Raw genomic sequence first — 14,276 nt, 5'->3', positions numbered from 1 at the left:
TCCTAGAGCAGCGGCCGGTCGGCCGCGCGGGCCGGCCAGCGGGCAATCGGTTTGGAGTGGCCGCGCATCGTCGCGGTCAGCCGCGTGAAACTGTTGATCGAGGTGTAGAGCCCGAAGAAATGATTGAGGACATTGGCAAACACAAATGCGGCAGGCCGCGCGATCAGCGCGGGGTCGAACTCCACGGTGATATCCGTTCCCGGCACCATGGCCGATCCGATCCGGGCATGGGAATTCTGCGCCTCGACATTGCTGATCGCCTCCACGAGCTGCCGGGTCTCCGGGCTGTCCCTGAAGGAATAGAGCGACAGAATGTCCTTCAGTGCCGCGCCGCCGCTGTCGGTGAGGGAGAGATGGTTGAGGAGGAGATGCGAAATCAGCCGCCATTCACGCGCCGAGCGCTCGTTGACGCGGATCGCCGCGGTCGGCGGCATTAGCGCATGGATGGATTTTATAGCCTCGTTACCGGTCGAAAGCTGCAGGAAGGGGTGGCCGCCGCCAAAGGGAAGCTGGCTTGGCAGCTCGCGATTGATGCACAGCGTATCGATGCTCGCCACCATGTCGAGCGGTCCAAGCGGTCCGCGCTTCTGATCGACGAAGGCGATGTCCGTATCGGAAGAACCATCGTCGTCGAAACGGCGCTGTATCTGCCAGAAAACGTTTGCACCGTTGTTGCGCTGGGTGCGGCCGAAAAACGGGGAGGTCTTTTCCGTCTGTCCGGAACGGCTTGTCAGTTGAACGTTTTCGACGGCATAGATTTCGCGGGTCCGCTGCCGCCGTGCATCTGGCAGCAGCCGGTATTCCGTGCGCGTGCCATCGAGGCTGAGCGGTTCGCAGCTTTGTTTGAACAGGTTGATGACCGGCGAGGCGTTCAGCACGAAATCCCGGACCGATACCATGCGTTCAAGCTGTGCGTCCGCTGCATCCAGATAGATGTAAAGTTCGCAGTCGCCGCCGCTCCATTTGTCCAGCCCGTCGATGTCGAGAAAGAGAAATTTCTGTGGCAGCGCGAAGAACTCGGTGAGAAGCCGGTATCCGTCAAAACTGTTGGCCGGATAGGGCAACATGGCCTGATCACGGGAATAGCCCGATGGCGTGAGATTGCCGGCGGGCAGGAAAACGGCTTCCTTGTCCTCGGCGTGCCGCGCAAGCGCCATGCCCACGCAATGATTGGTCAAAAGCTCGTAAAGCGCCGTGGCCTGCTGCCATGCGGCGGACAGAAAAACCTGAAGCTTCGTCAGGCCCATTTCCGGGAAAGTGCCGCCGCGCGGCGCCGTGCTGCGCAGCGAAAGCCGCAGGCAGCTGGCGGCGCCGGTAAACGAGGCCGAAAAAGGCGCGTCGATCGGCTGGCCGGACAGCGTTGCGGCTGCGATTTGCAGCGGCGCGATTTCCACTGCCTGCGTGGTGCGAAAACGGCAGCTTTCACCACCTACTGGCTCGGCAAGGATTTCGCTGTGTCGGGGAAGTGTCTGCACGGTTGCGAGCGCCGTGCTTGGGGTGAATTGAACCACGCTCATGGACGGGATCGGCGCAAGATAATGCGGGTAAAGCGTTTCCAAGAGGCTGTCCGACAGTTCCGGAAACTCGTCGTCCAACTTCTGGCGCACACGGGCGGCGGAATAGGCGAAGCTCTGGATCAGCCGTTCGACATGGGGATCGTCGGCGACATCGCCCGTCATGCGCAGCCTGCCGGCAATCTTCGGAAACGCCGCCGCGAAACGCGATGCGCGTTTTCGCAGCGCGAAGAGTTCGTCATTGTATTTTTCGAGAAAGCCGTCAGCCATTCGTCGCCTCCACCAGAAAAAGCTGCGTTGACGGATCGATCCGGGATTCGAAGCTGATCGGCGGCATGCCTTCCTGAAGGCGGAAACTTGCCTGTATGCGCATGCGAAGCGCCCGGTCGCCATCCGTGCGGTTTTTCAGGATCGTCACATGCACATCGCAAAGGCGGGTTTCGAACAGGGAAATACGCCGCTCGATGCTGCGTGCGAGCCGCGCCTTGGAGGCATCCGTCACCAGATTGGCCGAAAGAATGCCGTCCACGCCATAGCTCACCAGCGCATCGGCAAGCTCTTTCAGCGCCGCCGGCGGACCGGCGGGGTTACGGCGGGTATTGAGCAATGCCTCGAGATCGCGGCGGATGACCTCGCGCATCTCGCGTGCCTGATCCTTCAGGCTGACGAGCATATCCGTTTCCGCATCCGGCGCGTCATCGAGCAGCCGGTCCAGAACGGAGCGTGACAGCGTTCTCTGCCGCGCGCGATATTGCTCGAGCGGATCAACCACGGGCGATCTGCCTTTCATCGTCGGAGGCGGCGGAAAGGGAGCCGAGCTCGTGGAACGGCACCACATCGTCGCCAATTAGCAGGCAGCGCTGGCCTTGCCCGGTTGCCAGAGGCCGGTCATCCTCGCTCCATCGGGTTTCCCGGCCGAGGAGGAGGCCGACATCGTCCTTTGCACCGTGGTAGATCGCCGGGAGCAGCACGGATGCGACCGCGCCGTCGCGCAATGTCAGCTCAGCCCCGCGGAAAGCGAGGTCGCGCGGGCGGCTCATCGGGTCGATGATGAGGCTTTCTATCCGATCGTAATCGATCCACAGGTAGCGACCGCCATTGGTCAGCACTTCCAGCGCATGCGGAATCCGGTCGTCCAGATCGCGAATATCGCCGGCGCTCTTGCCGTTGCGGCTGATTGGTACGTTGCCGCGTTTTTCATCGAGTTCAGCCAGTGCGGTTCTGGCGGCATCCGCATCGCCGCTGCGTGCAGCGATATTCGCCCGGATGGCCAGTTGGTCGAGTTCGGACGGACCGCCGGGAAAATCTGGCACCGCGCCGGTTTCGAACCACGCATTGCGCGCGGCCATGGCGCGCAGCTGGTGGCGAAAGAGGGAAAAACCGACGCTGTCCTGCGGCGAAAATGTTGCGGCGAGATTGCACTGTGCATCGGCCTTTTCATAGTCGCCGGCAAGGACCAGCAGGTCGATGTAGAAATGACGGCCATCCTTGTCGGTCGGCTTTGATTTCACATGGTCCCGCGCGAGCCCAATTGTGTCTTGCAGCCGATTGTCGTCCAGGAGGTGGGAAATATCGTCGCGCAGTGTCATGCGGATATCCTTTGCGGCTCGGCTGAAGACCGGGATGCGGCGGCGGGCGGCATCATGGTTTCGGCAATGAGGTGGAAGCTCGTGGAGACGTCATCGAGCTGGAAATGCGGCTGAAGGCGCACGGTGCAGGAGAATGTTCCCGGCTTGCCGGGAACCTCGAAAACTTTGATCCCGGCGGAGCGCAGCGGGTAGCGCGTGCGCAGCGCCGCTTCCGCATCGTCATTGCCAAGCGTGTATGAGGAAAGCCAGCCTTCCAGCTTGCGCTCTATCGTCGAGGCATCGCTCAGCTGGCCGATATCGTCGCGCATGATGACCTTGAGGTAATGCGAGAACCGGGAGGCGCACAGCACATATTGCAGCATGGCCGCGAGGCGGGCGTTCTGTCTTGCGGCTTCGCTGGAATAATGGCCGGGGGCATGCAGGGACTGGTTGGCGTTGAAGATCGCCATGCCGGAGAGATAGGTGGTGGAGACGGGCACGATGCCGAGATCGGAAAATTGCTGCTCCTGCCCGGTCGTCAGCTGCACTTCGACGGGCGGCTGCGCGGATAGGCCATTGCTCTCGATGCCGAGATCGAGCGGTGGCAATTGCCGGGAAGAGAGCATGCCGCCATCCACGGCATCCTGCGTCACACCGCGCAGATCCGCAAACCAGCCGGAATCGACGAAATTGCGCACGACCACCGTTGCAAAGGCGAAAGCGGCGTTGCCCCAAAGCAGGGTCTCGCCGCTTTCCGCCACATGCTCGCGGAATGGAAATCCGTCATCGCGCCCCCGCGCGTAGGGCCTGTATGGCGAGCGCATCAAAACGCGCGGCGCAACAAGGCCGACAAAGCGGGAATCGTCGCGTGCGCGAAGCGCATGCCAGCGAAGCCGCGATTTGTCCTGCTTCAGCGAGGAAAAGTCGTGAACTCGGCTGAGTTCGGAAAAATCCTGCAGTCCGACGGCGGAAGGTGCTGCCGCTGCGACGAAGGGGCAGAAGGCGGCCGCAGCCACCATGCCGATCTGTGACAGCGTGGTGATGGAATCGGCGCCCTGAAGATCATCGGGGGAAAAGGCGTAGTCGCCGATCAACAGGCCGACCGGCTCGCCGCCCGGCATGCCGAATTCGCGATTATAGACGACTTCGAAAAGATGGCTCTGGTCGAAGTCGGTGGCCCGTTCCGTGTTGCGGGCAAGATCGCGCCAGCTGGCGTTCAGCAGCTTCACCTTAACGTCGGCGCCGCGGCCAGCCTCACGAACGACCATGGCAAGCCCGCGCCATCTCGCTTCCATCGCCTGAAAATCAGGGTGATGGAGAATGGCGTTAACCTGAGCGGTCAGCGCATCGTCGATGAGGGCGATGAGCTGATCGGCAAAAATGCGGGCGTCCGGAAAGGACTGATGCGCCATGAGCGGGCTCCGGGTGACGAACGGGGCCGGGGTGGCGGACCACCCCGGTCCAGGTTCAGTTCTTGGACGGAATACGCGCGACCATGCGCAGCGAGGTCGTCAGTTCTTCCATCTGCAACCAGGGCCGCATCCATGCGACCGCATTGTAGGCGCCGGGTTTGCCCGGCACTTCCTGCACGGTCACCTTGGCGTCGCGCAGCGGATATTTCGCCCGGCTTTCTTCACCCGCTTCGTCATTGGCGTTGACGTAGTTGGCGATCCAGCGGTTGAGCCAGACTTCGCAATCGGACGCTTCCATGAAGGAGCCGATCTTGTCGCGGCCCATCACTTTGAGATAATGCGCGAAGCGCGACGTGGCCATGATGTAGGGCAGGCGGGCCGAAACGGCGGCGTTGGCCGTGGCTTCCGGCTTGTCGTAAAGCTTGGGCTTGTGCGCGGTCTGGGCACCGAAGAACACTGCATAGTCTGTGTTCTTGTAGTGGCAAAGCGGCAGGAAGCCGAGCTTGCCCAGTTCGGCGTCGCGACGGTCGGTAATGCCCACTTCCGTCGGGCATTTCAGATCGAGATCGCCGTCATCGCTGGAGAAGACGTGCATGGGCAGATTTTCCACCCGGCCGCCATTTTCCGCACCGCGGATCGCCGTGCACCATCCGCTCTTCGCAAAAGCGTCGGTCAACTTCGTTCCCATGACGTAGGCGGCGTTCATCCAGCAATATTCGTCATGCTGAAGGTCGCCATTCACCGCACCCTTGGTCTCGTCATAGGCGAAATCGTCGATAGGGTTGGTCTTCGGGCCATAGGGCATGCGCGCGAGCACACGCGGAAGAGCGAGCGTCACGAAGCGGGAATCGTCGCTTTCGCGGAAGCTGCGCCACTTGGCGTATTCCACCGTATCAAAAATCTTCTCCAGATCGCGCGGGCGTGCAAGATCGCGATAATCCTCGAAGCCGAACATGTGCGGGCTGGCCGCCGAGATGAACGGCGCAAAAGCCGCCGCCGCAATCGACGAGACACCCTGCAGCAACTGCACGTCGTCGAAGGAATTGTCGAATTCGTAGTCACCGATGATGGCGCCGAGCGGCTCGCCGCCGGGGGTGCCGAATTCGTCTTCATAGATCGCCTTGAAGAGGCGGGACTGGTCGAATTCAACGGCCTTTTCCAAATCGCGCGCCAGTTCCCGCTTGCCGGCGTTCATGACGCGGATCTTCAGGTTGACGCTCGTCTCGGAATTCTTGACGAGATAGTTGAGCCCGCGCCAGGTGCCTTCCAGCTTGGCGAATTCCGGCGCCTGCATGATCGCGGCGAGCTGTTCGGAAATGGTCCGGTCCAGCTCGGCAATCGCTTGGTTGAGGGTGACGGTGAGGTTGCGGTCATATTTGACCGTTCCCTTCAGCGCCTGGTCTGTTAGCGTGCGCAGGAGGTTCTGCGCGCGGTCCGGTTCGGTCTGGCGGGTTGCGGCAACCACCTTGGACAGCAGTCCCTGATCTTCGGCGGTCGTTGCCTGGGCTTCGCTTTTCAGCAGGCTTTCAGCGCTCATGTTTCAGTCCTTCCACATGCGGCTTTTAAATGCCGCTTGAACAGTTGAAGCCCCAGAGCGGGGCCGTTCGGGGAGGTTTTCCTCCGCACAGGCGATTATTCGCTCGCGCCGTTCTTTTCCTTGAGTTCGGAAACCAGCGTTGCGAGGTCGGTCTTGTTCTGCAGAATATCTTCCAGCAGCCGTTCCAGATCTTCCGAGCGGTCGGCCTTGGACAACAGGTCGCGCAGTTCGTTGCGGGCGTCCAGAAGCGCCTTGAGGGCGGGAACTTGCTGCACGACGGCGCCGGGTTCGAAATCGTCCATGCTTTCGAACTTCAGGTTGACCTGCATGTCCGTGCCGTCTTTTTGCAGCGTGTTGGCGACGGCAATGTTGAGGCCAGGCGTCATGCGGCGCATCACCTCGTCGAAATTGTCGCGGTCGATCTGAACAAATTTGCGCTCGCCGAACGGCTTCAGCGGCTGGGTCGGATTGCCCGAGAAATCGCCGAGAACGCCGACAACGAAGGGCAGTTCCTTGACCACCATCGCGCCTTCGGTTTCGACTTCGTATTTGATGTGGACGCGGGGCTTGCGAACCCGTTCCAGCTTTTCGTGTACACTTGCCATTTCAACCTCCTTGATGCCACTTGGCATGGCTGACTGTTACTGGACGGCGTCTCCGTCCCTCGCCTCGTTATTTTCCGTTGTTGTCTCCGCCGGGCTTGATCCCGGCGGCCGTCAGAACGGCATTGCGGGCCTGTGCCTCGGGCAGAAGCTCCGCCAGCAGTTCGGAAAAATCCATGCGCCCCCTGCGAACCAGCGTTTCGATGGAAAGAGAAATCGGCGAATGCGGTTCGGTCCGGCGAAAGTAACGCGCAACCGAAAGAAGAGTTTCAAACGCTTCATCGCGTGAAGATATGCCTTCCGGAGAAGTTGCGGGTGTCCGCACGGCGGGCTGGCCGCTTTCATCCGCACTGGTAGCCGCAGCCGTAGCCCGTTCGAGCGGTGCCGTTTCCTCGTCGCGCCCACCCAGCGTGCGAAGTGCCGCAGCCGCTTCGATAAGCGTGTTGCGTATATTGGAGCTCGGCGGGGCGGCCTGGCCGCAACGTTCGGAAAGAACGGCCGTGATGGCATCAAAGGAGGAGAGGCAGGCGTTTACCTCGGCCAGATGGGAAGACATGGCGGCAACGCCTGCTTCTGATGCGAGCCGATACAGTTCTTCGCGCCGTTTGCTCTCGTTCGGTCGCTGCGCCAGCTGGAAATCCCAGAGGCTGTGCTCTCCAAATTTCCTCCCGGGGATCAGCGGCGCAAGCCGAAGCGGCTGCACAAGCGTCCCCTCGGCGCCGATGCCGTTCAATCCCGCAAAAGGTGCAAATTTTTCCTCATCATTATCATCGCTGATGGAGCGCAATGAGTCCCAATGGTTGTAGAAAAGATCGCCACAAAGCTCATAGATTTCTCGCAGTCCAGGAAAGCCGCGCAGCCGCAGGCTTGCTTCGGCAAGCCACGCCAATATTTCTATGTCCTTGCTTTCGGAATATATAATCTGCAATCCAAGATTGCTGACACTGTCCCAGCTACTGGAGATCTTTAAGTTATCCTGTGGGGAGGTGGCGCGCTCTTCTGTGCGTGCCTGATTTCTTTCATCCTTAATTCTGTAGTATATTTCACGCGTTCTTGAATCGATCCGGATATTTTCTCCGCAATCGCCAAAAAATTCTGTATCTCTTTTAACATGCGGCGCGTTCAAGAGCAGTTTATCCCCAGGAAATAGTAATGGATTTTTTGTAGTTACTTCCCTTACGTAAGGCTATTCCTCAGACAGACTTATTCAAAATGTGTCTAAATTGTGGCGCATACCACCTAATCTAATCCGATGAAAAATAAACTTCGGGGTGGACAACCCGGTTTCATCATCATAGTTATTCCACGTTACGTTGTGGAATGAACCCGGGCAGGAGGCTCATTGCATGTCGCATATCGATCTCAATCGCCTCGTTGAAGCGCTTGAGCCTGACCTGCGTGTCTCGCTTGAAGCTGCGGCTTCTGTTGCGGTGCGTATGGGGCACAGGTACGTGGATATCCCGCATTGGCTGCTAGCGGTTGTAGATGCCGGCATCTATGCGAAAACATTCGAAGAATTAAAAATTCCACTTCCGGTATTACAGACGGAAATCGACCGCAGCCTGGAAGAGGCTGTTATCGGCGATGGAGAGGCATTGTCGCTCTCCCAAAACATTCTGACGGTGGGCCGTGAGGCATGGGTTCTCGCGTCGCTGGAGGCCGGGCGCGACCGCGTGACGCTTTGCGATCTGCTTCTGGCGATGGACGAGGAAACCTCGCTCCGCTCTTTTGTCCGCTCGGCATTTCCGTCGCTGAAGGCGATGGATCGCGCGGCTCTCGAACGCCTTCGCAGTTCGGTTGAAGACAGCAGCGGAAGAGAGGTTCCTTCCGCGACGGCGGGCGCCGCGCCGGCCGCCGGCCAGAACGATTTTCTGCGTCTTTACACCCAGGACATGACCGCCGACGCCCGGAACGGCAAGGTCGATCCGGTGATCGGGCGCGATGATGAATTGCGCCAACTCGTTGATATTCTTACGCGCCGTCGTCAGAACAATCCCATTCTGGTGGGTGAAGCCGGGGTTGGCAAAACGGCGGTCGCCGAAGCGCTGGCGCTCGAAATCGCTTCCGGAAATGTGCCGGAAAAATTGCGCAACGTTCGCCTGCTGAACCTCGATATTTCGCTGCTGCAGGCCGGTGCCGGCGTGAAGGGTGAGTTCGAGCGCCGTCTTCATGGCGTGATCGATGCGGTAAAACGCTCGGCCGAGCCGGTCATCCTGTTCATCGACGAGGCGCACGGGCTTGTCGGCGCCGGTGGTGCGGCCGGACAGGGCGATGCGGCCAATATTCTCAAGCCTGCTCTCGCGCGCGGCGAAGTCCGCACCGTCGCGGCTACGACCTGGAGCGAATACAAGAAATATTTCGAAAAGGATGCGGCGCTGACGCGTCGTTTCCAGCCCGTGCATGTGCGCGAGCCGGATGAAACGACCGCGATCCGCATGTTGCGCGGTGTCGCCGATAGCTTCATCAGCCATCATAACGTTATCGTTCGTGACGAGGCGATTGTGGCGGCGGTGCAATTATCGGCGCGTTACATGCCGGCGCGGCAATTGCCGGACAAGGCCGTCAGCCTTCTCGATACGGCGGCGGCGGCCGTTTCGTTGGCGCGGCAGACCCTGCCGGAACGGCTGCGCGCGATGGAAAGCGAGCGGCGTCTTCTGACCGATGAGTTCAACTGGCTCCTGCGTGAACCGCAGGATGACGAGATGCAGGGCCGTATCCAGTCGATACGCGACGAAGTCGAGAAGCTTGAGAGCGGGATCGACGATCTGCGTGGCCGTTATGATGCGGAAATGGCTGAACTCAGCGAAGAGCAGCCCGTTGAAACCGGCGCGTCGAATGTGTCGCGCCTGCGGCCTGCGGCTGAGACCAAACCGGCAAATGCCGAAAGACTAGTGCCGACGATGGTCGATCGTGAAGCGATTGCATCCGTCGTATCGCGCTGGACCGGAATTCCGCTCGGTAAACTTCTGGCCGATCAGATCGAAAGCGCGCGCACATTGGATGCGCGCATGCGCCAGCGAGTCGTGGGGCAGGATGCTGCAATCGGCCGCATCGCCGATGCCATGCGCACCGCCCGTGCCGGATTGTCCGATCCACGCCGCCCGCCTGCCGTGTTCTTCCTCGTCGGCATGTCCGGAACGGGCAAGACCGAGACGGCGCTGTCGCTCGCCGATCTGCTCTATGGCGGCAACAGCCATCTGACGACGATCAACATGTCGGAGTTCAAGGAGGAGCACAAGGTTTCGCTGCTTCTCGGTTCGCCGCCCGGTTATGTCGGTTTCGGCGAAGGCGGCGTGTTGACGGAAGCGGTTCGCCGCCGGCCGTTCGGCGTTCTCCTTCTCGATGAGATCGATAAGGCTCATCCCGGCGTCCAGGATATTTTCTATCAGGTGTTCGACAAGGGCGTGCTGCGCGACGGCGAAGGTCGCGACGTCGATTTCAAGAACACCACGATCTTCATGACGGCCAATACCGGTTCGGAACTGCTGGCCGCGCTTTCCGCCGATCCGGATACGATGCCGGAAGGCGAGGCGCTGGAAGCGCTGCTGATGCCGGAGCTGACCAGACAGTTCAAGCCCGCATTCCTCGGGCGCACGATCATCCTGCCTTTCATGCCGCTCGGTGCGGAAGAACTCGCAAGGATTGTGGATATGCAGATCGGCAAGATCAGGGAACGCGTGCTCGCAATATACGGCGCCGACCTGACCCTTTCCGATGCCGCGCGCGACGCGTTGGTGGCGCGTGCCGGTGCAAGTGAAATCGGCGCACGCGCCATCGAAATCATGATCGGCAGGGATCTCCTGCCGCCTCTTTCCAGCTTTTTCCTCGAGAAGGTCATCGCGGGAGAGCGTGTCGGGACGATCATTGTCGATTTTGGTGAAAACGGGTTCGGCATTCGTGCCGAAGAGGCTGGGGAAGCAGATGAATTCGCCGTAACCGAAGAGGTTGGGGTGGATAAAGTTGCCGCGTCGGATGGGGCTACCCGACGCATGCGGCATTAAACGAAGGGTAACTCGGCCTCGGAGCAAGAGGTCATTTCAGCTACAGGAGCTTACAGCATGCCAATTTATCTGCAGATTGACGGTATCCAGGGCGACGCCACGCATGAGGAGCACCGCAAGTGGATGGATATTGAAGCCATTCACTGGAACGTGGCCCGCAACATGAACACCTCTGCTGGTTCTGCTGCAAACCGCGAAGCATCCGAGCCGACGATCTCGGAAGTCATTCTGACCAAGGTTAGCGATTCTTCTTCCACCAAGCTTTTCCAGGAAGCCTGCGCCGGCCGCACTGGCAAGCTCGCAACCATCCATCTGGTGACCACGGGCAATCCCGGCAACACCTATATCGAGTATCTGCTGACGAACACACTCATCGCCAGCTACTCGGTGGATTCCAGCGGTGACCGTCCGGTGGAAACGATCAAGCTCAACTTCACCAAGATGGAAGTGAAGTACACGCCGTTCGACGACAACAACTCGCCGCAGTCTCCGATGATCGCCTCTTACGATCTGGCGACGACGAAGGCCGCCTGATGACAAAGGTCCGGTGCCTTAGCGGGCACCGGACTATATATCCGGGCTTGCGGACCAACAGCTCGTAACGCTGACGGTGCCGCATTTTTCGTTATGTCGTCCAGAGGGAGGCGTGTTGAATGCCTAATTTTTCCGTTTCTACAGACAGTTTCACCGTCCGTCCCGTTCGGCAGGACGAAGTCCTGGCACCTCAGAAGATGGGTCGAGGACCCGATCTTTCGTATATGAGCCTTCCCGACGGCCCGAGGCAATTCAATCAGCGCGCAGCTGTCGGTGGAGCGGCGGCAGCCGTGTTCAGCCAGGCTGCCGCCGCTCTCAACGAGGGCGCAATTTCCGTCTGGTTGCGGAAGTGGCTGCGAGCAAATGAAACCAAGATTGGCCAGGCTTTGCTGCAGCACCGGCACAGTGCGTTCGCCTTGCAGGTGAATTATGCCGTCGCTAATTCGTTCGGCAATCAGATGTTCTTATCGAGAGACATATATCTTCTCGGAACCGCACCCACGGCGAAAGAGATCGGGACCGTTCTTACCCCGGATGTGATGTTTGGCCCAAAGATGGATGTGACGACCAACTATGCAACGAAACTCCAATACGCTTATCTGGTTGGGGAGCGACGCTGACGGAAGTTCGAGCATGGAGACCCTTGGCTCTCTTTCTGGCACGAACGAATTCAGGTGATGAGTGACGGCGCCGAGCGCCCTCGCTTCACGATCAGCAATAGTTGAAGGCGATAGCCCATGCATGCCGCTTCTCATTCTGTACATTGCGGAGATAGACAATGAGCGACCAGCCCTCGCCGTCTGATTTCATTCAGGCGAGCCGCGTTCTGAAGGTCACGTCCCCGTTGGGTGAAGATCTGCTTTTGCCGGAACGCCTGAAGGTCGAGGAAGGCGTGTCGCAGCTCTTCGACATTCGCCTGACGGTGCGCGCCAAGAAGGAAGCGGTCAAGCCCGAAGAACTGATCGGACGGCTGGTCGATGTGTCGGTCGAGGTGCAACAGGGCGATGGCGAAGAGGGCAGCGGCGTGCGCCGCCCCTTCAACGGCCTGGTTACCGAGTTGCATGAGGGTCCGCCTATCACTCGGGGCCTTCGCTCCTATGCCATGACCATCCGCCCGCAAATGTGGCTTCTGTCACGCCGGTCGGATTGCCGTATCTGGATGGACAAGACGGCGGTGGAGATCGTCCAGACGCTGTTTTCCGAGCACGGCATTCCGGCACCGGACACATCGGGCATCATCTCGCCGCCGCCTGCACAGCACTACAGTGTGCAGTGGAATGAGACCGATCTCGATTATCTCACCCGCCGTTTCGAGGAGGATGGCCTGTTCTACTGGTTCAGCCATGAGGATGGTTCCCACAAGCTGCATGTGGCCGATAGCGCCAGCGGCTGGCTCGGGCCGTCACCGGCCGCGCAGGGGGAGGGGACGGTGCGGCTGGCGCAGGGGTCGTCGGATCGCAACCACATCAACGACTGGGCGCGGCGCTTTTCCTATGTCTCCGGCCAGCGGGCGGGTGCGGACTGGAATTTCGAGACGCCGGGCATGGTGCCGGGCACGATGACGCCATCGCTGGTGCAGATGCCGGATGCGACGAAGCGCGAGCTCTACGAATATCCGGCCCGCATCAGGACGGTGGAAGAGGCCGAGCGGGCGCAAAAACTCAGAACCCAGGCGATCGAAGCCGATCATGACCGGGTTTTCGGTTCGTCGGCCTCGCGCATTCTGGAGGCCGGCCGCCGCTTCACGCCTTACGAAGTAGCCCATCCCGAACATGCCTATGAAGAGCATGTGATCATCAGGGCAAGCCACAGCATCGTCGATCTCTCCTATGAGACAAACAGTAACGAGCCTGAGTATCGAAATCATTTTGAGGCAATTCCGGCGCGCGTTCCCTTGACGCCGCACCGGGTGACGAAGCGCCCGCGCATCGAAGGCACGCAGGTGGCGATCGTCGCCGGACCTGAAGGCGAGGAAATCCATCCTGACCAATATGGCCGCATCAAGCTGTGGTTCCCGTGGGACCGCAAGGCGAAGAAGGATGGCACGGATACGTGCTGGGTTCGTGTCAGCCAGGCATGGGGCGGCGGCACTTGGGGTGCGCAGGTTATCCCGCGCATCGGCATGGAGGTGATGGTCGCCTTTGTCGATGGAGACCCGGATAAGCCGCTGGTCATCGGCGTGGTCAACAATCCGGCCAATTCCGTGCCTTACGACCTGCCTGCCAACAAGACGCGTATGGTGTTGCGCTCCAACAGCCACAAGGGTGACGGTTTCAACGAAATCACCTTCGAGGATGAGGCCGGCAAGGAGAACCAGTTCTTCCACGCACAGAAGGACCAGACGACGCGGGTTCTGAATGACCGGACCAAGCGCATCGACCGGCATGAGGTCGCCTCGGTCGGCGGCAACCGCGCGGTGGAAGTTTCCGGCAACCAGAAACACGAGATCGGCGGCTCGGTAAACACCGTCGTCGGCGGCACGGGACCGATGGCGATGATGGCCATGGCGGGCGTGCAGGCGCTATCCGGGCAGACGGCTGGTCTGCTTTCGCAGGCAGCCCAGATCGCCGGCGGCGGCGGCCCGGGTGTCGCGGCCTTCGCCACCACGCTTGCCTCATCGGCACTAGGTTTCCTCGGTGCGGGCGGTCTTTCCGCACGCGAAGGTGTTGTCTCAGGCCCGAGCCCGCGTGCGGATGCGGGTACGGCGCTAGCCGGCTCCGGCTCGGGCGTCGGTTCCGATGCTTCGGGATTGTTTCCGCTGCCGGGCATCATGAACACGATCGTCAGTTCGTTTCAGTCCACATCTGTCGGGGTGGCGAAAACCGAGCAGGTTGGGGTAAGCAAGGTCACGAATGTCGGCCAGACGTCGCTGGAAAATGTTGGGAAATTCAAAAAAACAATCGTCGGCGAGGAGTTTGTCATCGAGTGCGGCGCTTCGAAATTCATTATGAGAAAAGACGGCACCGTCATTATTCTCGGCACGAACTTTAACTTTACCGCATCCGGCCCGACACAGATCAATGGCGTGGTCGTTGACTTGAACAAACCCGGTGGCGGTTTTTCAGACGCCGCGCCGACATCGGCGGACTCATCAGCAAAAGGTTGATC

At 60.1% G+C, this 14,276-nt stretch carries 11 protein-coding genes; 4 read left to right on the top strand and 7 right to left on the bottom strand.

All coding sequences use genetic code 11. The features are described from left to right. Positions 1-2: 2 nt before the first annotated feature. From tssF to tssA, 7 genes are all read right to left on the bottom strand, one after another. Complete coding sequence (gene tssF, locus AGR1_RS22840) at positions 3-1,784, bottom strand: type VI secretion system baseplate subunit TssF (RefSeq protein WP_137411872.1); 1,782 nt, start codon at positions 1,782-1,784, stop codon at positions 3-5. Further along, positions 1,777-2,286: a type VI secretion system baseplate subunit TssE gene (gene tssE, locus AGR1_RS22835; protein WP_149148326.1), complete on the bottom strand. Its 510-nt coding sequence runs from the start codon at positions 2,284-2,286 to the stop codon at positions 1,777-1,779. Before tssE ends, tssF begins: the two co-directional genes overlap by 8 nt. Next, positions 2,279-3,103: a type VI secretion system accessory protein TagJ gene (locus AGR1_RS22830; RefSeq protein ID WP_149148325.1), complete on the bottom strand. Its 825-nt coding sequence runs from the start codon at positions 3,101-3,103 to the stop codon at positions 2,279-2,281. The genes tssE and AGR1_RS22830 overlap by 8 nt, the downstream gene beginning before the upstream one ends. Then, positions 3,100-4,494 (bottom strand): type VI secretion system contractile sheath large subunit, encoded by a 1,395-nt coding sequence (tssC, locus tag AGR1_RS22825; RefSeq protein ID WP_149148324.1) that lies wholly within the window; start codon positions 4,492-4,494, stop codon positions 3,100-3,102. Before tssC (AGR1_RS22825) ends, AGR1_RS22830 begins: the two co-directional genes overlap by 4 nt. A gap of 55 nt (positions 4,495-4,549) precedes the next feature. Further along, a complete protein-coding gene (tssC, locus tag AGR1_RS22820) occupies positions 4,550-6,031 on the bottom strand; it encodes a type VI secretion system contractile sheath large subunit (RefSeq protein ID WP_149148323.1) in 1,482 nt (493 codons plus the stop codon). A gap of 95 nt (positions 6,032-6,126) precedes the next feature. Then, positions 6,127-6,636, bottom strand: coding sequence for a type VI secretion system contractile sheath small subunit (gene tssB, locus AGR1_RS22815; protein ID WP_077983123.1), 510 nt, complete (start codon positions 6,634-6,636; stop codon positions 6,127-6,129). A gap of 67 nt (positions 6,637-6,703) precedes the next feature. Further along, positions 6,704-7,759, bottom strand: coding sequence for a type VI secretion system protein TssA (gene tssA / locus AGR1_RS22810; protein ID WP_149148322.1), 1,056 nt, complete (start codon positions 7,757-7,759; stop codon positions 6,704-6,706). Positions 7,760-7,979: 220 nt separating this feature from the next. On the opposite strand from tssA, the gene tssH reads away from it, so the two are divergent. The 4 genes from tssH to tssI all read left to right on the top strand — a co-directional run bounded on the left by tssH (position 7,980) and on the right by tssI (position 14,274). Continuing rightward, entirely contained in the window at positions 7,980-10,634 is a 2,655-nt protein-coding gene (gene tssH, locus AGR1_RS22805) for a type VI secretion system ATPase TssH (protein ID WP_149148321.1), read from the top strand. A gap of 57 nt (positions 10,635-10,691) precedes the next feature. Beyond that, positions 10,692-11,168, top strand: a complete 477-nt coding sequence (locus AGR1_RS22800; protein ID WP_003504561.1) for an Hcp family type VI secretion system effector — start codon at positions 10,692-10,694, stop codon at positions 11,166-11,168. Positions 11,169-11,287: 119 nt separating this feature from the next. Further along, positions 11,288-11,788, top strand: a complete 501-nt coding sequence (locus AGR1_RS22795; RefSeq protein ID WP_077983120.1) for a hypothetical protein — start codon at positions 11,288-11,290, stop codon at positions 11,786-11,788. Positions 11,789-11,946: 158 nt separating this feature from the next. After that, positions 11,947-14,274: a type VI secretion system tip protein TssI/VgrG gene (gene tssI, locus AGR1_RS22790; protein ID WP_149148320.1), complete on the top strand. Its 2,328-nt coding sequence runs from the start codon at positions 11,947-11,949 to the stop codon at positions 14,272-14,274. Positions 14,275-14,276: the final 2 nt, after the last annotated feature.

It is taken from the genome of Agrobacterium sp. B1(2019) (assembly GCF_008274755.1).
Lineage (GTDB): Bacteria > Pseudomonadota > Alphaproteobacteria > Rhizobiales > Rhizobiaceae > Agrobacterium > Agrobacterium salinitolerans.
Note: the sequence above shows the minus strand (reverse complement) of the source record. Positions and strands in the feature narration are given on the sequence as shown.

What these genes read in the sequence shown, in the direction of transcription:
- tssC (WP_149148324.1), bottom strand. Translation starts at nt 4,494, where the DNA reads ATGGCGCATCAGTCCTTTCCGGACGCCCGCATTTTTGCCGATCAGCTC.
- tssB (WP_077983123.1), bottom strand. Translation starts at nt 6,636, where the DNA reads ATGGCAAGTGTACACGAAAAGCTGGAACGGGTTCGCAAGCCCCGCGTC.
- tssI (WP_149148320.1), top strand. Translation starts at nt 11,947, where the DNA reads ATGAGCGACCAGCCCTCGCCGTCTGATTTCATTCAGGCGAGCCGCGTT.
- tssC (WP_149148323.1), bottom strand. Translation starts at nt 6,031, where the DNA reads ATGAGCGCTGAAAGCCTGCTGAAAAGCGAAGCCCAGGCAACGACCGCC.
- AGR1_RS22795 (WP_077983120.1), top strand. Translation starts at nt 11,288, where the DNA reads ATGCCTAATTTTTCCGTTTCTACAGACAGTTTCACCGTCCGTCCCGTT.
- tssH (WP_149148321.1), top strand. Translation starts at nt 7,980, where the DNA reads ATGTCGCATATCGATCTCAATCGCCTCGTTGAAGCGCTTGAGCCTGAC.
- AGR1_RS22800 (WP_003504561.1), top strand. Translation starts at nt 10,692, where the DNA reads ATGCCAATTTATCTGCAGATTGACGGTATCCAGGGCGACGCCACGCAT.
- AGR1_RS22830 (WP_149148325.1), bottom strand. Translation starts at nt 3,103, where the DNA reads ATGACACTGCGCGACGATATTTCCCACCTCCTGGACGACAATCGGCTG.
- tssF (WP_137411872.1), bottom strand. Translation starts at nt 1,784, where the DNA reads ATGGCTGACGGCTTTCTCGAAAAATACAATGACGAACTCTTCGCGCTG.